19 protein-coding genes are annotated in these 20930 nt (G+C 63.9%); 6 read left to right on the forward strand and 13 right to left on the reverse strand.

The window, feature by feature from the left end; all coding sequences use genetic code 11:
* Positions 1 to 112: 112 nt before the first annotated feature.
* The 5 genes from ACTOWJ_RS28795 to ACTOWJ_RS28815 all read right to left on the reverse strand — a co-directional run bounded on the left by ACTOWJ_RS28795 (position 113) and on the right by ACTOWJ_RS28815 (position 3543).
* Positions 113 to 463: a hypothetical protein gene (locus ACTOWJ_RS28795; protein ID WP_441338075.1), complete on the reverse strand. Its 351-nt coding sequence runs from the start codon at positions 461 to 463 to the stop codon at positions 113 to 115.
* Between the two features lie 319 nt (positions 464 to 782).
* A complete protein-coding gene (locus ACTOWJ_RS28800; RefSeq protein ID WP_441338076.1) occupies positions 783 to 1604 on the reverse strand; it encodes a trypsin-like serine protease in 822 nt (273 codons plus the stop codon).
* Between the two features lie 92 nt (positions 1605 to 1696).
* The gene (locus tag ACTOWJ_RS28805; RefSeq protein WP_441338077.1) at positions 1697 to 2155 is read right to left on the reverse strand and encodes a nuclear transport factor 2 family protein; all 459 of its coding nucleotides are present in this window, start codon (positions 2153 to 2155) and stop codon (positions 1697 to 1699) included.
* Positions 2156 to 2278: 123 nt separating this feature from the next.
* Positions 2279 to 2560: a hypothetical protein gene (locus ACTOWJ_RS28810; protein WP_441338078.1), complete on the reverse strand. Its 282-nt coding sequence runs from the start codon at positions 2558 to 2560 to the stop codon at positions 2279 to 2281.
* A gap of 281 nt (positions 2561 to 2841) precedes the next feature.
* Complete coding sequence (locus ACTOWJ_RS28815) at positions 2842 to 3543, reverse strand: hypothetical protein (RefSeq protein WP_441338079.1); 702 nt, start codon at positions 3541 to 3543, stop codon at positions 2842 to 2844.
* A 468-nt stretch (positions 3544 to 4011) separates the two neighbouring features.
* Here ACTOWJ_RS28815 and ACTOWJ_RS28820 point away from each other — a divergent pair, with 468 nt between their 5' ends.
* Complete coding sequence (locus ACTOWJ_RS28820) at positions 4012 to 4470, forward strand: hypothetical protein (protein WP_441338080.1); 459 nt, start codon at positions 4012 to 4014, stop codon at positions 4468 to 4470.
* Between the two features lie 14 nt (positions 4471 to 4484).
* Here the strand turns inward: ACTOWJ_RS28820 and ACTOWJ_RS28825 are convergent, their stop codons facing one another.
* Both ACTOWJ_RS28825 and ACTOWJ_RS28830 read right to left on the reverse strand, forming a co-directional pair.
* Entirely contained in the window at positions 4485 to 5321 is an 837-nt protein-coding gene (locus tag ACTOWJ_RS28825) for a transglutaminase-like domain-containing protein (protein WP_441338081.1), read from the reverse strand.
* A gap of 289 nt (positions 5322 to 5610) precedes the next feature.
* Positions 5611 to 7749, reverse strand: a complete 2139-nt coding sequence (locus ACTOWJ_RS28830; protein ID WP_441338082.1) for a right-handed parallel beta-helix repeat-containing protein — start codon at positions 7747 to 7749, stop codon at positions 5611 to 5613.
* Between the two features lie 715 nt (positions 7750 to 8464).
* On the opposite strand from ACTOWJ_RS28830, the gene ACTOWJ_RS28835 reads away from it, so the two are divergent.
* From ACTOWJ_RS28835 to ACTOWJ_RS28845, 3 genes are all read left to right on the forward strand, one after another.
* Positions 8465 to 8986 (forward strand): RNA polymerase sigma factor, encoded by a 522-nt coding sequence (locus ACTOWJ_RS28835; RefSeq protein WP_441338083.1) that lies wholly within the window; start codon positions 8465 to 8467, stop codon positions 8984 to 8986.
* A gap of 2 nt (positions 8987 to 8988) precedes the next feature.
* Entirely contained in the window at positions 8989 to 10026 is a 1038-nt protein-coding gene (locus tag ACTOWJ_RS28840) for a FecR family protein (protein WP_441338084.1), read from the forward strand.
* Between the two features lie 162 nt (positions 10027 to 10188).
* The gene (locus ACTOWJ_RS28845) at positions 10189 to 13230 is read left to right on the forward strand and encodes a TonB-dependent receptor (protein ID WP_441338085.1); all 3042 of its coding nucleotides are present in this window, start codon (positions 10189 to 10191) and stop codon (positions 13228 to 13230) included.
* An 18-nt stretch (positions 13231 to 13248) separates the two neighbouring features.
* On the opposite strand, the gene ACTOWJ_RS28850 is transcribed toward ACTOWJ_RS28845, so the two are convergent.
* The 4 genes from ACTOWJ_RS28850 to ACTOWJ_RS28865 all read right to left on the reverse strand — a co-directional run bounded on the left by ACTOWJ_RS28850 (position 13249) and on the right by ACTOWJ_RS28865 (position 15859).
* Positions 13249 to 13662, reverse strand: a complete 414-nt coding sequence (locus ACTOWJ_RS28850; protein WP_441338086.1) for a RebB family R body protein — start codon at positions 13660 to 13662, stop codon at positions 13249 to 13251.
* 42 nt (positions 13663 to 13704) lie between these two features.
* Positions 13705 to 14157 (reverse strand): hypothetical protein, encoded by a 453-nt coding sequence (locus tag ACTOWJ_RS28855; RefSeq protein ID WP_441338087.1) that lies wholly within the window; start codon positions 14155 to 14157, stop codon positions 13705 to 13707.
* A gap of 120 nt (positions 14158 to 14277) precedes the next feature.
* Positions 14278 to 14730, reverse strand: a complete 453-nt coding sequence (locus ACTOWJ_RS28860; protein WP_441338088.1) for a cupin domain-containing protein — start codon at positions 14728 to 14730, stop codon at positions 14278 to 14280.
* Positions 14731 to 15235: 505 nt separating this feature from the next.
* The gene (locus ACTOWJ_RS28865; RefSeq protein WP_441338089.1) at positions 15236 to 15859 is read right to left on the reverse strand and encodes a TetR/AcrR family transcriptional regulator; all 624 of its coding nucleotides are present in this window, start codon (positions 15857 to 15859) and stop codon (positions 15236 to 15238) included.
* A gap of 85 nt (positions 15860 to 15944) precedes the next feature.
* On the opposite strand from ACTOWJ_RS28865, the gene ACTOWJ_RS28870 reads away from it, so the two are divergent.
* Together ACTOWJ_RS28870 and ACTOWJ_RS28875 are read left to right on the forward strand one after the other, a co-directional pair.
* A complete protein-coding gene (locus ACTOWJ_RS28870) occupies positions 15945 to 17096 on the forward strand; it encodes an MBL fold metallo-hydrolase (RefSeq protein WP_441338090.1) in 1152 nt (383 codons plus the stop codon).
* A complete protein-coding gene (locus ACTOWJ_RS28875; RefSeq protein WP_441338091.1) occupies positions 17093 to 17341 on the forward strand; it encodes a hypothetical protein in 249 nt (82 codons plus the stop codon). The genes ACTOWJ_RS28870 and ACTOWJ_RS28875 overlap by 4 nt, the downstream gene beginning before the upstream one ends.
* Before the next feature lie 509 nt (positions 17342 to 17850).
* On the opposite strand, the gene ACTOWJ_RS28880 is transcribed toward ACTOWJ_RS28875, so the two are convergent.
* Positions 17851 to 18132, reverse strand: a complete 282-nt coding sequence (locus ACTOWJ_RS28880; RefSeq protein ID WP_441338092.1) for a hypothetical protein — start codon at positions 18130 to 18132, stop codon at positions 17851 to 17853.
* Positions 18133 to 18276: 144 nt separating this feature from the next.
* The gene (locus tag ACTOWJ_RS28885) at positions 18277 to 20919 is read right to left on the reverse strand and encodes a hypothetical protein (RefSeq protein WP_441338093.1); all 2643 of its coding nucleotides are present in this window, start codon (positions 20917 to 20919) and stop codon (positions 18277 to 18279) included.
* Between the last annotated feature and the right edge of the window lie 11 nt (positions 20920 to 20930).

A 20930-nucleotide genomic window follows, 5' to 3' on the forward strand; every position in this document is an offset into this window, starting at 1 on the left:
ACCTCGGCCTCTCGCAGCTTGTGGATGATCTCTTCGGAACTAAAGCGCTTCTTGGGCATGGTCCAAATCTCCTTGGTCATAGTTTATGAACAATCGATCTGGATCAGTTTTTTCAGGTCAGGTCAGCACCACTGCGACCAGTGCGTCTTGGGGCAAGCGGGTACGTGGGGAACAGAGCTTTGTCGTTAGCTCCAGTCTTCGCATGGATGAAGACCCCGTAGTTGTTGATGTCGCGAGCAGAAGAACCGGAAAGCTCGATTGTGATGGAGCCGACTCCGTCGCAAGTGCCACTGCCGGATATCCAAGGAACAAAATTGACCTCGCGCACACTGATCTGAAGCGGTTTCGCCGAAGCATGTTTGGTGGCCCGCGGGTGAAACTCGGGCGACATGTACAGGCTGCACGCGATTCCAGGGCCGGGGAGCAGGGCAAGCAGAGCGATCGCAGCGAAGAACTCTCTCATGAGGCCTAACACCTGGGTTTTGAGCCAAGTCGCGAAGCGGCTTCGGCTTCAATGAGCTACTAAATCGGGGGAACTCCCGCCAGAAGATTTGTACTGGCAATGTAACCAATGGCCAGCAACGCAGCTCCCGCACAGACATGTGCGATGTTGTGGGCCGTCGCGCGAGATGCTCCATCCGATTGGCGCTGGAACAGCAGTGCTTTACTGACCCGATACAGCGCGCCGGCCGAGCCGACCAAGAGCACTACACCAAGAGAAAACGCCACAGGGTGATTGGCGATGAGATCCCCCTCGGTGAATTTTCTGTTTGAACGATTTGTTAGCCTCCTGTCGGGGGCTGCGCTGGATCGTTAGAAAAGACAACGCTTTCGATCCACGCTATGTAGCGAGAAATACGGACGTTGTTGCCGCCGTCACCATAGCGCCCGGGGACATCTCCTTGCACGGACTTCCAAGAAGCGAGGCCCGCAAGTTGCCACTGCCTGTTTTTCCTGATGAGAACGGGGCCGCCACTGTCCCCGCTACCCATCATGCCTTCGAGACGTACGGCAGTCTCAGGAGGGTCGAACGTATAGGAAATCCAGCGCGTATCAGCGCTGGATATGACATTGAAGGCTCTGCGTAGAGTTGTTCTATGGGGGCCATGAGGGATCTCGCCCTCGCCGCCTTTGCCAGTGCCTCCCTTGCCTATCAATTGGACAGTCTTACCAACTTCGTCAGCGCCACGGAAAAGTGGAACAGGTTTTGTGTCGGCAACCGGCTCTTCCAGCTCGACAAGAGCAATGTCGTCGGACAAGGCGAGAAACGCCATTACCTTAGACGAATCGCCAGTGGCTAATGCCTCTTTGGCCAAGGCATCGGGCAATGCTCGATAGCCAGGGTGAACGACCGTGTCTTTAACTTTGCGCGGTAAGCCACCGACCGTAACCTCCGCCACGGCATGCGGTGAGGCCACGTGCGCGACAGTAAGAACCCACTGCGGCGCAATCAGAACGCCGTGCCCTTCACACGGGAAATCCACCAAGGCGGGGAGCGAGGAGGCGGGAATCTGATACCGCGAGTCCTCAATGTCGTCACGGCTCACGACGGCACCTGCGGTAAACGATGTCGCAATCAGGCCAAGGAGGAAATAGTGCTTCATCTGTCCAGAAGAGTAGTCTGGAGGCTGACGCCCGAGTTTAGTCGAGCCGCGAAGCGGCTTCGGGTTGGACGAACTCCCGGATGCCACCTCGTTCACTTTATTTCACTGGGCGCAGCGGCATCCTGCGCTGTGACAACTTGCCAGCGACCATTGCGTCGGACCCACACGTCGGTCCATACGTAGTGGCCTTTTGATCCGCCCCTTCTGTCCCAGCTTTCACTCCCGTGGGCAATAGCCATGCCGCCAAAGAATCTTACTTTTACGCTGTCCAGTCGGTTGGAAATTCTCTGTTTCGCGGGGCCCGTCTCGCGTGTGACCGTCGCCTTGTCATAGATTCGGCGTTTTGTATCGGTCCCTACAAAGTCATCTGCGAAGTAGATCTTCCGCTTGGATCTGTCGCCGGTCACGACGGACTCAGCCCAGTCGCGCGAGCACTCGATGATGTACCTCTCTGCTTCAGCGTAAGAGCCTGCTGCGGGCTCTGAGACATCCGCGCAGCCCAGCGGAGAAAATATCAAAGCGGCGCCAAACAAAATCTCTTTCAGGCTCATTGATCCATCCTATGGCGTCTAACTTCTTCTTGATCGTGTCGACAAACGATTCGTCCCTGTACCGCGTCGCTTCCCATTTACAGTCTGGGGTACCTTTTTACTGAGGGCCGGCCGATACCTTGGTCATCCTTCCCGAAGGTCGCATTTCATGCTTGCTTCAACGTGATACGGCTTGCGAATCTCGGGGTGCACGATCTTGTCCTCGACCTCCAGCTTGAATGACCCGGTATCGGACTTGCCCTTGCGCTCTGCACAAGCATGATTCAACTTTTTCTTCACGGCAGCGATCGCACTCTCGCGGCTGACGCCATAAGCGCTGCCGGTCATACTCGCGACTTCCGCAAACACTTCCTGGCTCATACCAAAAGCGAAACCCGCCAGGACGATGACATACAACTTCTTCATGCCCTTATCCCTAAACGCTACCGACGTCGATGATGGATGATGGCGCTGCGGTTGGTGGCGGGTAAGCCTGCTCTCGCTGAACCAAACGTAGCAGACCAACAATCACGGTCATCGGCGTGCCGACGGATACACGCGTTGCTCTTGGCTCTTGCTCCTCACACGTTGCGTCGATTTCTTCATCGGCGCACCGCGATCAGCATGTCGCCGCAAGCGCCGAAACCTGCTGCCAGGATTCGGCATCTTCCGCTCCGTTCGCGCCCCTCTCCTGGCTGCGGACCATGCTACGGACGCGCTGCAACACCCTGCGCCACACAGGACTGCATATGCCGCTTAGCCTCCAAACCACTGTGCCACGTCAGGTCCACCACCTTCTTGCCATCGAGAGAGATTCTAAAGGTGGCCTTGTCGTCAATTCCGTCAATCACATTCTGGGCCGAAGGTACGTAGACCGATATCGATCCGATGTCGACGTTCGGCATGGTGTAATTCATCGCCTTGACCGTGTGCGACGATCCGTCTGCCTGTTCCAACGTGACTTGAACTGTGCGTGCCTTGGGAGGTTTCGGGATGTCGGGATGCCAGAACGTAAGCAGCCCGCCCTTGAGCTCTCCACCCGGGCCAGAGATCCCGGCGGCGCCGTCAAGGCTGGAAAAGTATGCGATGCAGTACTCGCCAGCGCGAGCACCTGGCCGCGGCTCGGGGAACGTCCAGAAACCCGCCTTGTAGGCCTTGAACTTGGGGTCGTCGTCCAGCGCTTTGGAAGCCGCGACCGCATTGTTCAACCCCAAGGAAAAGCCCCCTACGGGCCAAGTCCAATATGAATCGGGCTGCGCAGGCGGGGCTGGCGCCGTATTCGTGTTGTTGTTGTTTGCAAAGCATCCCGGCTCCATCGACATAGGCCTGCCCGTGGTCGGACAGAGTATCTCCTGCGCAGAGACGGAGCCTGCCAGGCCAAGCAACCCGATCAACCACCATTGCTTCATGCCCTTAATCCCCATTCCTTGAGTTGGGTGATGGTACTGCGGGCGTCATTTGATAGTAAATCACCAGCAGATGGCGCAAGCGATGCCGCCCTGATCCTTCACGACCATCGCTATAACTGCCATCGCCGCCATCACGGTCTGTGGCGGGCGGGCCGCTTTCGGCGTCGGCAGAGAACATCATTCGGATAGAAACGCTTGGTCTGCGCTCTCCGCACGTCCCTCCGAAAGTCGCCAGTGCTGGCAGGCCTTCGCGAGGGGCGTTTGGTTTGGGTCGATGGTGTATCTCGGGGCTGCTGCGTCCCGCCCTTCGGGCTGTCTTGCTCCGGTCGATCCGGCTTAGTCGCCGCGTGTTCGTGAATGTCCGTGTCATCGGAAACGAAAATGAACCTGGAACCTTTTCTCACAGGCGACGCAAGACGCAGGCTGCATGCTACAAATGCGTTTCATTCGGCGCATAAGGAACTGCCCATGGCCCGCTACCCCAGGATCGACCAACCCTGCCCCCTCGACGCGCAGGCGCGCCGACGCATCGACGGAAACTGTGGCCTGTGCGGCAAGACCGTGCACTGCCTGGACGGACGCAGCGACGCGGAGCGCGCGGAGTTGTTGCGGCAAGCCAGCGGCCCGGTCTGCGTTTCGTATCGATTGGCGATGGGCACGGCCTTGGCCCTGGCGATCGCCGGGCCAGTAGCCGCCAGCCCGGCGGACGCCATCGCACCAGTGACGCCATTACTGGCGGCGCCGCTGACTCCGCCCAACGCCGCGTCGCAGGCGCATACGCCGGTAGCGCCCGAGAATCTGATCGAACCCGGCATGGAGTTGGTATTCGTCGGCGGCATCAGCCGGCCCGACGAAGCCGAATGGGTCGAGGACGATCACAGCCTGCCCGAGCTGCCGATGCGGCGCGAACCGCCGCCGCACAAGTAAGCCCTCGCGACACCTCAGTTCGGGGCGCGGTCCTCACTCAGCACGCCGACCGCATCCTCGATCCGCAGCCCGGCGATCGCCTGCATCGCTCCGCGCAGGCTGTCCGGGCCGCCATCGCCGACCGCCAACGCCAGGTGGCCGGCGTCGAATTCACCCAGACCGGCGTCGTAACTGACCCAACGCTCCGCGTTCCAGACCTGCACCCACATATGCGGTCCGAACGCGTGCGCGCGGCCGACGAAGCGGCTGCCGTAAGCCACGCCGGCGACTACCCGGGCCGGAATGCCGCGCGCCCGCGCGGCCGCGGCGAGCAACAGCGCGTACTCGGTGCAGTCGCCCTCGCGCCGCGCCAAGGCCTCGCGCGCGCTGTGGTAGCCGCGATAGACCACCGGCCCGGACAGGTGCGCTTGCACCGCGGCGACCAGGCGGCGCATGCGCGCGTCGACGCTGCCGCTGCCGGCGACACGGGCGAAACCGGCGACCACGCGGTCGTCGCTCTGCAGCCACGGCGTCGGCGCAAGGTAGCGCCGCAACGCTTGCGCATCGGGCGCCGCTTCGCGTCCGCAATCCCGGCAGACGGTCAACTCCAGCCCATCGGATGTGCGCACCGCGTATTGCTCGCCGGTCTGCGGCCACGACCAACCCACCGCGCCGTCGCGCTCGCCCAGTCGGTAACGGATCGTGCCGCGGCGCGCCGCCGGCGACAGTCGGTACGGCGACGGCATCAGCAACGCCTGGACCTGCGTCTTGAGTTCGGCCTCGGACGCGGCACTATTCGCGGCGTCGGCTGCGTACACCCAACCCGAAGACAGAACCAGCAAGGTCCATGGCAGCAATCGCTTCAACCTCATGCACTACCTTCCTGGGTGACCGGACGGCGATCATTACACCGCAAACCACGCCGCGAAGGCGGCATGCAGCCGAAGCGATCGCCATGGCTGCTCCTGCCTTTGGGATAGGCGTGCGCAGTCTGTGCCGTGGATGCTGTGGCATCCGAGGCCGAGCTCAAGGGGCAGCTCCCGGCATTGTTGGCGCTGTCGCCGGCGGCGCGCCGCGCCACCAACCATTGCCAGCTCGGCGAGCGCGTCGGCCGGATGATCCCTCCCTCAAGCGAGGGAGGGACGCTGTAAAGGCGCTGCCTCAGTTCTGCGGATTCACCAACATCACGTCGTCGAGATAGAACGACGCGCCGGTAGCGCCCGTGCCGAGCAGCAGAATGCGAGCGCTGGCCGTGGTCGCCGGTGCCGTCACAGTCGATTCGATCTTCTGCCAGCCGTCGGCCTGCGCCGGCACGGGCAGCGGCACGGTGTCGCTGCCGATCTCCGAACCGTCGCCGTTGCGCCATTCGATCACCACGCGCACGTTGCTCGGCGCGCCGACGCCGGCCCTGATCCAGGCGCTGAAGTGCTTGATGCCGGGGCCGGTGCTGTAACCCGGATAGTTGGCGACTTCCACGCCCCAATTGGATTCGGTGACGTTCACGCGCAGGCTGTAAGCGCCGTCATGCGCCTGCTCGGCGACGCGAGCGACCTCGGCGTTGTACCAGGCGCTCCAATTGCCGATCGACGCTTCCAACAGCGAGGTGTCGGCATCCATCACGTTGCCGGGCGGGTTCGGCGGGTCCGGATTGTCGACCTGGTCGGTGGTGCTGCCTACGTCCTGGTTATACGGCGCAGCCTTCCAGGCGGAAAACTTGATCCGATCGCCCCAGCGCGTGGCGAACTTCCAGGGGCCGTAGTAGTGGTTGTTGGCGAAGCGGTTGTTGGCGGTGAACATCACCTGGTCCTGGACGCCGGTGACCGTGTACGGCGACCACGGCAGATTGTCGGCGCCGGTGGCCAGCAAGGCTTGCGCGCCGCAGTAACCGGAGGTTCCGCAGGGCACCTTCGCCGGGTCGAAGTAGAACTCGTTGGAGCTGACTTCGATGTTGCGCGAATGCCAACGGCAATCGGTGAAGAACGGTTCTTCGCCGACCTGGGTGTAGCACGGGTGATTGGCGCTGATCGGGTGGGTGTATTCGTAATCGTACGGCCCCTCGATCTGGTTCGGGCTGACGAAGGGCGTGCAATAGCTCTTGCTGGTGTTGCCGTTGGAATTGCAGAAGCGGTTTGCGTTCTCGTAGATCGATACGCCGGAGAAATTGTCTTCGAAGAAATTGTCATAGATGCGGATCAGCGCCGCGCCCGAGACCGTGCTGGGCAAGCGATCGTCGCCGCCGGATTCGGACAAATAGATCGCCGGCGCCGGCGATCCGCCGTTGCTCGCGCCCTTGCGCCAGGCGTTGCGCAGGAAGGTGTTGCCGCGAATGGTGGCGTTGTAGCTGATTTCGTACCAGATGCCTTCGTCTTCGTTGTCGGCGATGTAGTTGCCTTCGAACAGGAAATCCATGTTGTTGGTATCGGCCCACAAGCCGACGCTCTTGTTGTCGTGGACCCAGTTGTCGGTCACGCGCGCGCCGTTGACGTCCCAGAACTTGCCGCCGCCGGTGCAGCCGCAGCCCGGCTCCCGCGTTTCCCAATCGTCGGTGTTGTTGCCGGCGATTTCGTTGTGGTCGAGGACGATGTTCTTGATCGCCGAATCGCCCTCGACCGGCGGCTTGAACATGCTGAAGCCGTACTGGCCGTTGTCTTTCAGGCAGTTGTAACGCACGACGTTGTCGCTGCCGAGGAACACGCCGGCGCCGTCGTTGTTCTGGATCGTGTTGTACTCGATCAGCCAATGATCGCCGGCATCGTGATTGACCACGCCCTCGTTGTTGTTGTCCGTGCCGCGGCCGAAGTTGACGATAGTCAGATAGCGCACGGTGACGTGCTGGGCGCTGCCGGTGAAGGCATATAGATTGAGATTGCGGCCGTCCAGGATCGCGCCCGGCGCGCCGACATAGGTGACGTTGTCGCGGGCGATGATCTGGCCGTAGAGGTCGTCGGCGAAGGTATGCACGCCGGTTTCGAACCAGAAGGTGGCGCCGGGACGATTGAAGTTGAAGCCGCTGTTGTCGCCGGCCGGAACCACCACCGCGCCGGCGGGCGCCGTCGCCGGGCCGCTCAGCAGCGCGGTATTGCCGCAGATCGGCGCAGGCGGCGCGCTCGGCCAGAACAGGCCGGCATGCGCCTGTCCCTCGGCGGCGTACCGCGTTTGCGCTTGCGCTTGCGCTTGCGCTTGCGCGGCCGGTGCGAAGGCGGCAGCGGCGACGACTAATACCGGCAGGGCGCGGCGCGCCATCTCGATAACGGTGCGGGTGAACGTGCTTGTATACGGATGTCGCGGAGTGATGGCCACGTTTCGATTCCGGCTGGTGACAGACGATGGAGAGGGGACGCCCCCTCTCCCTGCGATATGCGGACGTATCGCGCGCGCCGGTCCGCTCGGCCTCGCCATGTCCCTGATGGACCGGCGTACTATCGAGTGCGGCAGCGATGCCGCAACCTGCGCTCTAATGCCACGTCACGCGGCGGGCCTGATAGTGGCGGCTGTCATATCGCTTACAAGTTGCGGATGGCGTCGCAATTTTGTTGCCTGTTCCGATCCTTCGACTGTCCTGCATCAGCACAGAATCCTGTACTCGCGGCCGCATTTCGCTCGCCGCAAGACAACGCAACCGTTGCGATGCCGCAGGCGTATGGCCGCCTCGTGGATGGCGGAATCTCCAGCGGAAGGCTTGAGCAATGCCGTCAAGCGACACAGTCCAGGCTCCTTGCCGAGGGAGTGGTCTCAATGAGGCGGAGGCCGGCGATTCGCGCATGTTGGCGCGGGATTTACCACGCATCGCGCGCAATCGCCCCCTCGCCGGCATCAATTGACGGTGCGTCATCCCCAGTTTCGACAACGCAAACAGCGTCAGCGCTAGCGAGGCGTTCTAGGACGAACCGCGATAGCGCACGGCTACGACGCCGTGTCGCCCGTGGCGCATGACGCCTTCCGCTTGGCCATCCAGTCATCGAACCGTCACTTGCCGCACGTAGCGTTGCGCGTCACCCCAGGGGGAGGACGCGCGATGGCCGCCGAACGGGCGGGGGGATGGGCGCGCATGTTCGCCCAGCAAGCGCCCGTGCTGCGCGGCTTCTTCATGCGCCGGGGCGCGAACGACGAGGCTGAAGACCTGGTGCAGGAGACGTGGCTGCGTCTGCTGCGCGCGCAACAGGGACAGGCCGATGCGATCGACAACCCGGAAGCGTACATGTTCACGGTCGCCCTCAACCTTGCGCGCGAACGCGCGGTTCGGCGCCAGCGCACGACGTACTCCACCGAGGATATCGAGAATTTCGGCTTACAGTTGGCCAGCAGCGAATGCGTCGAGGATGCCGCCGAGCGCGTGCAGCGACGCCATCGCCTGCTGGCTCTGCTGGCTGCGCTTCCGGAACGCACGCGCACGGTATTGGTCATGCAGTACCGCGACGGGCTGAGCTACAAGCAGATCGCCAGCCACTTGGGCGTATCGCAGCATATGGTCAAGAAGCACGTGGTGCGTGGTCTGTCGTTCTGCCGCCGCGCGATGGTGGAGGAGATGAAGGAGTGACTATGGAACGGTCGCCGCCCACTGCGCGTATCGCCGAGGAAGCGCTGGAATGGTACGCGCTGCAGCGGCAGGGCGGACTCGACGCGAACCAGCAGGCGCGCTTCATGGACTGGCTGGTGGCGTCGCCCGACCATCTGCGCGAATACATGGCGGTGGGCCGGTTCGCCGCCGAGTTGGCGGAGGCGGTGCTCGAGCTGCCCGCCGACACGGCCGGCGCGGAGCTCCGCGCTGCCCCGGCGAGCAACAATGTCGTCGCTCTACCCGTCAGGCCCGTGCGTACCCGCGCCGAGCCGCCGCGCGCGCGCAGCGGCCGCCTCGCGATCGCGGCGACCGTCGTGCTGGCCCTGGGCGCCGCGGTGCGGGTCGGATGGCCGCAGTCGGCGCGCTACGTCGCGGCACACGGCACGCCGGCTCGCATCGAGCTTCCCGACGGCACCGTGGCCCACCTCAATGCCGAAAGCACGCTGCGCATCCGCTTCAGCCTGTGGCAGCGCCGGGTCGAGCTGGAACGGGGCCAGGCCAGCTTCGTCGTCGCCGAGGACCGCCGACCGCTTTCCGTGCATGCCGCAGGCCTGGTGGTGCGCGACATCGGCACGACCTTCGACGTGTCGCTGCAACGCGAGCAAGCGCGCATCGCGGTGACCGAAGGCCGTGTGCATATCGCCGGCGACGACGAAGCCGGCGGCTTGCTGGCGGATTTGCGCGCGGGCCAGAGCGCACGCGTGGCCTATCGCGACCATGCGGTCAGCGTCCGCGACGAGGACCCCGACACCATGACGGCGTGGTGGACGCGGCGCATCGTGTTTCGCGACGAGGCCCTGCGCGACGTCGCCGACCAGTTCAACCGTCTCAACACGCAGCGCTTGGACGTGGACGGGGCGGCCGGCGCGCTGCGCCTGACCGGCAACCTGCGCGCGGACGATCTCGACTCGATCCGCGCCTTCCTCGACCAGCAACCGAGCCTGGTCACGCGGCGTTCGCCCGGCGGAATCCAGGTAAGCGCGCGGCCGCGGGAACCGGGCGCGACCGCCGTACGCTGAGGCTTTCGGCGCCTGCAAGGCGTACAGCCCGGCGCGGCCGTGGCCCTGTAACAAAAAATTCATCGGCAAACCGGTGCCCGACTCTCGCCTTGCGCCCTCGTAGTCCTGGTATGCGCGAACGATTCCGTCCGCGCCGCCGAATACACCCTATTGGATCTCACGATGCGCCGACTTCTGTTCCTCTCGATCGCCCTCGCGCTGCAGGCCGCTCCGGCCATTGCGCAGGACACCCGCATTGCGGCCCAAGCCATCGCATCGCAACCGTTGGACCGCGCACTCAATGCGCTCTCTCGCCAGACCGGACTCCAGTTCGTCTATAGCGAGCAGACCACGGGCAACCCGCACACGCACGCCATTCCGGCCGGACTGGCATCGGAGCAGGCACTGCGGCGACTGCTCGCTGGCAGCGGGCTGCGCCACCGCTTCGTCAACGAGAGCACGGTGACCATCGAGCCCGACACGGCGTCCGCCGCGCCCCCGCCCACCGAGACGACAAGCACCTCCCCGCCCGCTCCCGCACCCGAGGCAGCGCCCGGGCTGGAAAGGGCGGCGACGGAACTGGAAGGCGTGCAAGTGATCGGCACCTACACCCGCAGCCTCGAGCAGGCGGTCGACCTCAAGCGCGGGAACGTCGGTTTCTCCGACTCCATCGTCGCCACCGACGTCGCCGATTTCCCGGAGCAGAACCTCGCCGAGGCGCTGCAGCGCATGCCCGGCGTCACCATCGAGCGCAACAAAGGGCTGGGCACGAAGGTCAACGTGCGCGGCCTGCCCTCCGAGTACACGCAGGTTTCGATCAACAATTTGGCCACCGCATCCGGCAGCGGTGGGCGCGATGTGGAATTCGACATCTTCGCCTCCGAGATCATCCAGCAGGTGACGGTGCAGAAATCGCCGACCGCCGCCGACGAAGAGGGCGGCATCGCCGGCACCGTCAATATCTCCACCGCGCGTCCGTTCGACTACGACGGCCGCCGGCTCGTCGTGTCGGCCGAAGGTGCGCACAACTCGATCTCGGAGGAGACCGATCCAAAGTTCGCCTTCCTGGCCAGCGATACCTGGGGCGACTGGGGCGGGCTGGTGTCTTTCTCCAAGGCCAAGCGCACCAATCGCACGGACTCGACGTCGGGCATCAACTTCCGCCCGATGTCGCGCTTCCTGGGCGTCTCGGGAACGCGCGGAGCGCAGGCCGAGGCCGTGCTGGAACGCGATACCGACGTGGTCATCAACAACCGCAACAACACCGCCGAATCCAACCGGATCGTGTTCCAGGACAAGGTCGGCGACCGCGTCTACGTCAACGAGCAGGACAAGTGGGGCGCCACCGGCTCGCTGCAGTACCGGCCGAGCAACCGCTTCACGCTCAGCTTCGACGCGATGCTCGGCGGCTACGACGCCACCGAGGACGAGTACGACGCGGCCGCCTACTCGGCCTCCAGCCGCAGTACCTTGGACACCATCCACGAGTACGATGCCGATACGCTGTCGCAGTACGGCATGGTCGTCTTGCGCGATGTGTCGTACACGGCGACGCAGCACGAGTTCCTGAGCAAGGAGCGCATCAGCAAGACCGACTATTCGCAGTACAGCGTGGATATGGACTGGTCGGGCGACACCTGGCGCCTGGACGCCATGGCGGGTTACTCCGGGGCGAAGAAGACCACGGACTTCTCCAATCTCAAGCACGTAGCCTACGCGCCCTCGCGCACGCGCTGGACCGGCCGCAGCGGCGAGACCATCGCGAGCGCCTCCTCGGCCGGCTTCGATATGTACAACGCGCCGCGCAAGTACCTGTTCGAAGCGTACGAGACGACGCTGGAGAAGGTCACCGACGACAAGTACGCCGCGCAGCTGGATTTCAAGAAGACGCTGGACCTGGCCTTCGCCCCGGCCTTGCGCAGCGTGCAGTTCGGCGCTCGCTACACCGACAAAAAGAAGGAACGAAACTACGGCGAGCTGAAGATCACCGGGCCCAGCGCCGGCAGCACGGCGTGGGTCAACGTCCGCACGCTGGCCGACAGCCCGCTGCAGTCGATCGGCGATATCGCTCCGGGCGGCACGTACAGCGTGAAGGACCTGGACTGGATGCAGGTGTCCAACGACTACGCGCGCGGCGCCTTCCGCTACCCAGGCTTCGTCACGCCGTTCGACGACGGCCAGTACTACCAAGTGGAAGAGAAAGTGACCGCGCTCTACGCGATGGCCGACCTCGCCTTCGACATCGGCCGCGTTCCGGTGACGATCAACGGCGGCGCGCGCTATCTCGACACCTCGGTGCTGTCGTCCGGCTACCACCAAGTGCAGAACGGCAACGGGACCACCGGCTACACCGACGCGCCGGTCTCGCGCAAAGGCAGCTACGACGACCTGCTTCCGAGCCTCAACCTCACCGCCGAACTCGCGCCCGACCTGCTGCTGCGCGCGGCGGCATCGAAGACCATGATTCGCCCGGCGCTGACCGACATCGCCTACAAGCGAACCGCGAGCTGGAGCTCGTTCCGCTACACCGACGGCAATCCCGACCTGCAGCCCACTTACGCGAAACAGTGGGAGATCGGACTGGAGCGCTACTTCGGCGACGGCGGCCTGCTGGCCGCCTCGTACTTCAGCAAGAAGATCGACGGCGTGGTGATCAACGCCTTCACCGGCGTCGTGCCCGACGTGGCCGTCTACAACGCCAACGGCACGCTCAACGGCCGCTACGACTTCGACGTGTATCAGCCGGTGAATGCGAGCGGCTCCTACAAGGTCGACGGCGTCGAACTCAACGCGCAGGTTCCCTTGGGCGCGCTGCACCGCTCGCTGCAGGGCTTCGGCGTCGCCGCCAACTACACCTGGCTGGACAGTTCGCTGGCCGGCGAGTCGGACCTCGGCATCCTCACGCCGATGCCGGGTCTGGCGGAGAAGAGTTATAACCTCACCCTCTACTACGACAACGATCGTTTCGATGCGCGCGTGTCGTACAACCACAAGGGCGAGTACGTCGAGGCGATCGGCTACGACATGTATCCGATCTGGCGCGATGCTTACGGCCAGGTCGACTTCTCCATCGGCTACCGCATCACCGACAACATCAAGCTCAGCCTGAAGGGCATCAACATGACGGACGAGGCCACCAGTGGCTACACGATGGACCCTTCGTTCCCGACCATGTACGAGAAGTCCGGCCGCCGCATCAGCCTGGGCATCCGCGCGGATTTCTGATCGCGTTCGCTTGTGCGCTCAGACCCCGCCCTTGCGCCGCAACTCGGAGTACTTGGCGATGCTCTGGTCGATCCGATCGACGGCGAAATCGGCCGATGCGGCTTCGAGCGCTCCCGCCGCCGCGGCGATGGCGGCGGCCGCGCCCATGAAGATATCCGTGGCGAGTGCGCCGAGTGCGTCTTCTGCGGCTTCGTGCGGGTTCGTGTCGGCCAGATCGTGGGCCATTTCCTTCAGCAATATCGCCTGACTGACCAACGCGAGCTTAGTGATGCCGTCGAAGTATGCGGTGGCCGAATGCGCGACCAGGCCGGCAGCCCCAGGCGACACCGCATACAAGGATTCGAGCGCCTCGATCGCCGCCTCGGCGGCTTCTTTGGTATTGGCTTGGGTTTGCGCGTCGGTGAAATGCGCGGGGATCGACGTGCCGTTCATAAGTGAGTCCTCGCTTTTGAGTTCCGCCTTAGGGTTTCCCGCTCACGCAAGCGTCCAAAGCACCGGGTAGTTGATGATCGGACGCTCGAACTGAACGCCCAAGGCGGTGAACTCTTGCGCAAGCGCAGACATCTCGGCGAGCGTACTCATTGCCTGGGCTTGTTCGAGCGCGTCCCAGATACTTACGTTGACCATCGTCGAGGAACTCTCCTCTGTCGCCACATAAAAGCCGAGGCAGCCTGGGAGCCTGCGAATGGCTGGAACAAGACTTTGCGATGCCGCATTCATTCGCGCCGTGACTTCAGCGTGGATGCCGGCGGGGTAAGTGCCTTTCGAGATACGGACTATCACCGACTTCTCCTGGCTTGGGATGATATCTAGTGAGGCGCTCTTTCGGCTGACGTCTGGTGAACCGGGCGGCGACGCGAACGACACCGCCGGGCTCGCGCGTCGGTCGCAGAAGCGCCGCGTGCTGATCGCGACGAGTTCGGGCATGCATCGGAAGCACGAAGGTCGAAGCCTCCGATGCGCATGCCGTCGTGCGCCGCGGCGAATCAAACCGCCCGGACAGCCATCTCGATCAAGACACGTGCCGCGCCCGCACCCGATCAGGACTCACTTGGGTGCGTCCGGCCCGACGAACTTGCGGCCGCTCGGCCCGATCCCGCTCACCTGAATCACCGTCGGCTCGCGTATCTCGACGTAGTGAGGGACGCCAGCGGGTTCGGTATAGAAGCTGCCCGCGGGTAATTTCTTGAGGGCCGCGGCGTCGACCTTTTCGCCATAACCCGTGTACCAGCTGCCCGAGAGGATGGTGATCTCGCGTGAATCGGTATGGGTGTGTGGCGCGACTTTGAATCCCGCCGGAAATTTGAGGCGGATCGTATAGGGCCCAGGTTTGGTCGGATCGCCGATGAGTGTGGCCTGCTCCAGGCCCGGCAACGCCAATCCTCCTTGCGAAGACCACTTCATCTCCGACGGCGTCAATGCCACCACGCCCGGCTCGGCGGCTCGACCGACAAGGGCAACCGATAGAAACGCAAGCGCGAAAATCACTTTGGTCTGCATGTCTTCCGTCCTCCAAAAAATCGCCATTTGCGGGGAAGTGTCGGGATGTCGTCTGTCACGGCGTCCCTTTCAGGAAATGCGGAAATCGTGGTCCACTCACGATCCGACCCGCCGACGCGCGATGCATCCGATCGTCACGGCCGATAAGTGCCGCCTCAATCTCGCACTACGCACCTTTCGATACTTCATCGGCCTTTTCAGCTGCGCGGAGATCGTCCTCGATCGTACCCCCCAGGCCGGCGGATTGGTGCGACCGCCCGTCCAAAATCGAGCGCATCCGTTCGTACCCACCGCGTCGCAGGTTTGATCAAGCACGGGGTACGCGCCAAGCAGGCGAAGGCGTTCGCGATTGCATACTCCGATGCGATGTCGACGGTGTTCGGTGTTCGAACCCTGACGCGGCGCAACGACATCCAGCCAGCGGCGACGGGGCGATCACCGACAAGACCTTGCAGCGGATCGGCCAGATCGCGCGGCCGGATACTTCCGTCTTCCACCGACGCGCTTACGTGGGCGCGAAATGCGCCAGAAACATATCGGTGGCGGTGTCCGCCACCTGGCTGCGCTGGGTGGGCGTCAACATCGGCTGGCCCAGCGTGATCTGCGGCCAGAACGCGAAGCCCTTGACCATGCCCTGCAGCAGCATCGAGGCGAACAGCGGGTCTTGCGTCTTCAAGCGGCCGTCCGCGGCCGCCGCGCGGATCCACACAGTCAAGCCTTCTTCCTTGTCGCCCATGCGCGCGAACATTTCCTGCGCACGCTCCGGGGATGGGATGACCGCGGCGATGGCCACGCGCGCCAGGTCGATGAAATCCACGTCGTGCAGCAACTGCAGTTTTTGCTGCACCAGTTCGAGCAATTGAGGGCGTAGCGGCCGGTCGGGCTGGTAGGTCAGCTCCGGGGACGCCATGCCGCGCTCCATCAACTGTTGGAGGATCTGCGCGAACAACGCTTCCTTACTCGGGAAGTGGTTGTAGACGGTGCGCTTGGAGACGCCGGCACTGGCCGCGACGCGGTCCATGCTGGTGGCGTCGTAGCCGGCTTGGCGAAACTCGGCCGCGGCCGCCTCGAGGATGGCGGCACGCTTGCGGTCGGTCAGACGGGCGGGAGCGGGAGCGGGAGCGGTCATGGCGACAGGTTACACCGAAGGGTTTACTTTTTCAAAAAGTACACTACACTGAGCAGTGTAACCATTCAGTCAGCCTGCTCGGCCCATGCCTCGACCCTCGCGTCTTCGCCGAATCAGCCTGCTAACCGGAGCCCTGATCGTGAGTACCTGCCTGCTTTCCGCCGCCAAGACCAACCTGCCCGTCGCCGGGTACGCCAGCTCGCCGCAGTTCACGGACGGACGCTTCCGCAACCCGGATCCCCGGCCGGCCACGGGGTTCTGGAAGATGCTCCGGATCATCGGCGACGCGCTGTGGAACAAGCCGGCCGATACCGTGCCGGCCGCCGTGCCGCCGGTTCTCGCGCTCACCCCGGAGCACCTGGCGCAGGCGCCGGATCACAGCCTGTTCCGGCTGGGGCACTCGACCATGCTGATCAAGCTGCGCGGAGGCTGGTGGATCACCGATCCGGTGTTCGCCGAGCGCGCCTCACCGGTGCAGTGGATCGGGCCCAAGCGCTTCCACGCCCCGCCGATCGCGCTCGCCGACCTGCCGCCGTTGCGCGGGGTGATCCTGTCGCACGATCACTTCGATCATCTTGACTACGACACCGTCCAACAGCTCGCGAAGACGGCCGGAGTGTTCCTCACGCCGCTGGGCGTGGGCGACCGGCTGATCGCCTGGGGCGTCGATCCGGCCAAGGTGCGGCAGTTCGATTGGTGGCAGGGCGCCACCATCGATGGCGTGCGCTTCATCGCGACGCCGGCACAACACTTTTCCGGTCGCGGCCTGTTCGACAGCGACAAGACGCTGTGGGCGTCGTGGACCATTGTCGACGAACCGCAAACCGGGCCGTCGCTGCGACTGTTCTTCAGCGGCGACACCGGCTACTTCGACGGCTTCAAGGAGATCGGACGCCGCTTCGGCCCGTTCGATGTGACGATGCTGGAGACCGGCGCCTACGACGCGAACTGGCCGCACGTGCACATGCAACCGGAGCAGACCGTGCAGGCGCATCTCGATCTTCGCGGCCGCTGGCTGCTGCCGATCCACAACGGCACCTTCGACCTGGCGATGCACCCGTGGACCGAACCCTTCGAGCGCGTATCCACGCTCGCGGCCGAGCGGAGCGTCGCTCTGACGACGCCGCGCATGGGCGAACGCGTCGACCTGCATTCCCCGCAGGCGATGACGCCATGGTGGCGCGAAGCGGACGAACCTGCGGACGTGGCCGCGTTCGAGCAGGCGACCGTGCCATGAGGCTGCGACTGCAGGGCGCGATGGATGCGCAGGCCAGGCGCGCGATCACCGAGGCGGTACTGCGCGCCGACCTGGGCAGCCGGATCAATTTCGAGCGCGACATCGAACACGACGCGCAGATCGTTCGGGTCGAGAACTGGCTGACGGTCGCCGAAACGGTGGAGGCGATCACGCGTAACGGCTACGCCATCGCGGCAATCGTCGATGCATCCAACGAGATCCCGGACTTGCTTTCGGCGCGCTAGGGCGCTGGCGTCGACGTCGTCACGGGTTGCTTGAGTTCGGGCATGACGCGCACAGCCGCGTTGCCCGCGCTGACGCAGCCTTGGGCATGCATTCCGATTTCGAACCACGGAGCCCGTGACCGGCCGGTTGCTCGCGTCCGGCCGCGCTCTGCCGGTTTTCTCCGCGCGCGTGGTCGGCCGACCAATCGGCGCCCGCAGGAATCAACCACGATCCGCAGCCAACCGTTTTTGACGTTCTGGCCCCAAGGACGGTATCAAGCGACTTCAATCCGACCATTGAGTCTTCGGGATCGAAAGGATTTCAGCTTGAACGATCGATATCGGCGCCCCGCACGGAGCGTGATTCGACGTCGGTCAATCGGCGGGTTTGATGCTGTGGGTTCTGGCGATGCTGGGAGTGATCTTTTCCGGGCTCGTGCTGCTCTTGTTCGTAGCGGTGGCGCTGGCGCTGGATTGGGTTCTTGCTCATTGGCGCAAGGCGCGGTCGTGAAATCCAGAGCAGCCTCGGCTCAGTCTTCCGAAATGCAACCTTCCGCCAATTTGACGTACCAGTAACCGGTGTCCGGCTGCTGTTCCTCGACCAGGATCGTCTGCTCCTGCGTGGACTGTCCCCAGTTCAAGTAGCACTTCCGGCTGGCGTCATACGACGCTGCGTCGTACGCCTCATCCCTCGTGTGTCCGATGCCCTCTCCAATGACTTCGTATCGGTACCGGTCCGCGAAGGCGGCTGTGCTGAAAGCGATCGAGATCAGGAATGCCGCGGTGGAAAGGCCACATTTATTCATCTTCATCACATGCTCCATACGCCGAGTGGTTTGTGCATGCTGCCGAACGATGGTGACGCTCGTATTAAGCCGTTTGGCCGCAAGCGCGATCGCCGTGCCGGAAGGCAAACCGGCGACGATGGGAGAGAAAATGCACCGAGGCTTTTTTCTTCAGTGCGTCCGCAGCCACTGCGCCGCCTGGTTGAGGGCCTTGGCCATTTCGTCGGAATGCATGTCCTTGACCTCCTGCTCCAACGCATTGGCCAGGTCCGCTCGCGTAGGCGCGTTGCCCACTCGCGGGAACCATGAGGTGTGCGTGAGCACATGCAGCAGGGCGGCCGAACCTTCACCCGGCGGGCCGTTCGCATCGGCCGCCTTGAGCATTTGATACAGCTCGCCACCGCTGAGGTTCAGCCGTTGCTGCATCGACTTGAGGTTGGACACCGGCGGGCCGTGGCCGTGGTGGCTTTCCAGCAGTTGCGGATAGTTCGTGGCGAGATCCTGTATCTGGTCGTTGCTCAATCCCAGCGCCTGCAGATTCTTGACCTGTTCGGGATCGCTGTCGATCAGCGCCTTGCGGGTGCTGTCGTTGCTGATGCCGGCCGCTTCAAGATATTTGTTCTGCTCGTTCTTGAAGGCTTCTTCCTTGGCATGGCCGACGATGAGGCCACCCACCAGTCCGACCAAGGCGCCGATACCCTGCACGATCAGCCCGACCGGTGCGAGCACCACGGTGTATTCCAGCGCGCCGCCGAGCACGCTGATGACATCGCCCGCGAACGACACGGCGTAGGACGCATCGCCGCCGAACAGCTTGCCGCCGTTGGACACCGCAGACGCCGCGCTCGCAACGATGCCCAGGCCGGGCGCCAGTTTCGACGAGAAGCTGGCGAACGACAGGGCGGAATCGCCGTAGGCCGCAAGCTTGCCGGCATCGGCCAGACTCTTGGTCGCCGCGGCGAGCGTCTTGGCGCCGGCGTGGCCGGCGGCGGCGAAGCCGTTGACCGCCTTGGCGTAGTCGCCATCCTTCAGGCCGGCCGAGCCGCTGGCGGCGCCGAACACCACGCCCGCCGCGCCGAGACCGCGCAGGGCGGGAGGCAGTTTTTCGTAGTTGGCGGTGAGCTGCGCCAGTCGATCGAAGCGGCCTTCCGACGCCAGCTTCACCGCTTCGATGCCGTCTTTCAGGTTCAGCACGCCGGGAATGGATTTCGCCAGCGGCAGCAGCGGGTCGATCATCTCCTTGAGTTCGGCGAAGGCGCCCTTGGGATCGCCGTTGTGATTCGCCAGCAGTTGGCCCGCGGCCGCGGCAATGACTTGTTCGGTGAAATCGCCGTTGAAGTCGCCGAACTTATTGAACGCCTGCGCGACCGCGGAGCTGGGATCCTTCTGGATGGCGACGGTAAACTCCAGCGCCACCGCTCCCTGGCCGGAGTCTTTCAGCGCCTTCATGCTGTCGTACAGCTTCTGCGCGGCCTCGGGATTGCGACCCGCCGCGAACAGCAGCGCTTCCTTGTTCACCTTGAGCTCGTCAGCCAAGGTTTTCGCGGCTTCGGCTTCGGCCTTGTAGACCTTCTGGTTCTCCGGGTCGTTGCGATAGGCCTTGATGAACGCCGTCTGTTGCTCCGTCGTCAGCGGTCCGCTCTTGGCCAGAAGCTCGGCCAGACGCGTGTCCTTGTCGACGGATGCCTGATGCGCTTTGTCGAACTGGGCCTTGGGGCCATCGGGGCGGTTGAGGTGATTCAGCGCACCATCCGCCGCGACCTTGAGGATGTTGTCCGCGAAATCGCCGCGCCCCTCCGCCTTCAGCTGGCTCGCCAGTTCGATGGCCAAGGCCGGATTCGCGCCCGCACTGGTGGCTTTGAGCACGGTACCGACGAAGCCTTCGTACTTGACGTCATCGCTCTTGAGATAGGCCTTGGCGATGTCCTGCCGCAGGCTCTGATTCAGCGGCGTGTCGCCCAACGCACCGACCACCCGCGACATATTCTCGAACGGCCCCTTGGGCGTGGTGATCGCATCGCCGCGATACACCGTCGGCATCGCCGCGATCTTCTCGATGGTGGGGAAGCTTTCCTTGGCGATCTGCGTCGCCAGCTCCGGCGGCAAGCCTTCCACCGTGTCGGCGAGCCGCTGCGCGGACTCGGCCGCTTTCGCCTGGAAATTGCCCGCGCCCTTGTCGACACCGTTGAGCGGCTCGGCCACCCAGGCGCCCGCGTCTTTCACCCACTGCTGCACGCGCGGATCCTGCATCACTTTCGCGACGACTTCAGGAGGCTCGCCTTTCAAAAAGGCTTTGAGCGAATCGAACTTATCCTTCGGGGTGATATCGCCGTGGAAGGTGGGAATGAGTTCGTCCGCGCGGCGTGCGGCCTGGTAGTCGCCGATCGACTGCTTCAGCACTGCCTGTACGGCAGGCTCGTTCGCATGGCGTTGCAGGATGACGTTGCCGTACGAGTTCACCAACTCGCCGGTGGGACGTCGAAACTGACCGGGCACGCCGGCCTGGGCCTGATCGACCTGCGGGCCGATTTCCGCGGCGATGGCGGCGTCGAGTTCCCGCTTGGCTTCGCTGATCTTGGCTTGCTCAGTCTTGAGGGTCTCGGCCTTTTCATGCATGCCCTCCGCGTCCTGGACGGCCTTGTCGCGCTGGGTGATAGCCGCCTGATAGTTCTTCAGCGCCTGGTCGGTGCGCTGGGCCGGTGTGGGCTGCGGCGCTGCGGGCTGTTCAGCCGGGGCCTGAACGGGCGCGGCCGGCTGCGCGGGAATATCCTGCGGAAAATGACGGGTTGGGACGCCCACGTCGATGCGTGACATGTCGGTGCTCC

The sequence above is a fragment of the Lysobacter sp. CA199 genome (assembly GCF_052078715.1).
Taxonomy (GTDB): Bacteria; Pseudomonadota; Gammaproteobacteria; order Xanthomonadales; family Xanthomonadaceae; genus Lysobacter.

Coding starts and splice junctions, on each gene's coding strand:
- ACTOWJ_RS28825 (WP_441338081.1), bottom strand. CDS start 5,321: ATGAGGTTGAAGCGATTGCTGCCATGGACCTTGCTGGTTCTGTCTTCG.
- ACTOWJ_RS28855 (WP_441338087.1), bottom strand. CDS start 14,157: ATGCCCGAACTCGTCGCGATCAGCACGCGGCGCTTCTGCGACCGACGC.
- ACTOWJ_RS28880 (WP_441338092.1), bottom strand. CDS start 18,132: ATGAAGATGAATAAATGTGGCCTTTCCACCGCGGCATTCCTGATCTCG.
- ACTOWJ_RS28875 (WP_441338091.1), top strand. CDS start 17,093: ATGAGGCTGCGACTGCAGGGCGCGATGGATGCGCAGGCCAGGCGCGCG.
- ACTOWJ_RS28800 (WP_441338076.1), bottom strand. CDS start 1,604: ATGAAGCACTATTTCCTCCTTGGCCTGATTGCGACATCGTTTACCGCA.
- ACTOWJ_RS28815 (WP_441338079.1), bottom strand. CDS start 3,543: ATGAAGCAATGGTGGTTGATCGGGTTGCTTGGCCTGGCAGGCTCCGTC.
- ACTOWJ_RS28810 (WP_441338078.1), bottom strand. CDS start 2,560: ATGAAGAAGTTGTATGTCATCGTCCTGGCGGGTTTCGCTTTTGGTATG.
- ACTOWJ_RS28795 (WP_441338075.1), bottom strand. CDS start 463: ATGAGAGAGTTCTTCGCTGCGATCGCTCTGCTTGCCCTGCTCCCCGGC.
- ACTOWJ_RS28865 (WP_441338089.1), bottom strand. CDS start 15,859: ATGACCGCTCCCGCTCCCGCTCCCGCCCGTCTGACCGACCGCAAGCGT.
- ACTOWJ_RS28885 (WP_441338093.1), bottom strand. CDS start 20,919: ATGTCACGCATCGACGTGGGCGTCCCAACCCGTCATTTTCCGCAGGAT.
- ACTOWJ_RS28840 (WP_441338084.1), top strand. CDS start 8,989: ATGGAACGGTCGCCGCCCACTGCGCGTATCGCCGAGGAAGCGCTGGAA.
- ACTOWJ_RS28870 (WP_441338090.1), top strand. CDS start 15,945: ATGCCTCGACCCTCGCGTCTTCGCCGAATCAGCCTGCTAACCGGAGCC.
- ACTOWJ_RS28835 (WP_441338083.1), top strand. CDS start 8,465: ATGGCCGCCGAACGGGCGGGGGGATGGGCGCGCATGTTCGCCCAGCAA.
- ACTOWJ_RS28805 (WP_441338077.1), bottom strand. CDS start 2,155: ATGAGCCTGAAAGAGATTTTGTTTGGCGCCGCTTTGATATTTTCTCCG.
- ACTOWJ_RS28845 (WP_441338085.1), top strand. CDS start 10,189: ATGCGCCGACTTCTGTTCCTCTCGATCGCCCTCGCGCTGCAGGCCGCT.
- ACTOWJ_RS28850 (WP_441338086.1), bottom strand. CDS start 13,662: ATGAACGGCACGTCGATCCCCGCGCATTTCACCGACGCGCAAACCCAA.
- ACTOWJ_RS28820 (WP_441338080.1), top strand. CDS start 4,012: ATGGCCCGCTACCCCAGGATCGACCAACCCTGCCCCCTCGACGCGCAG.
- ACTOWJ_RS28860 (WP_441338088.1), bottom strand. CDS start 14,730: ATGCAGACCAAAGTGATTTTCGCGCTTGCGTTTCTATCGGTTGCCCTT.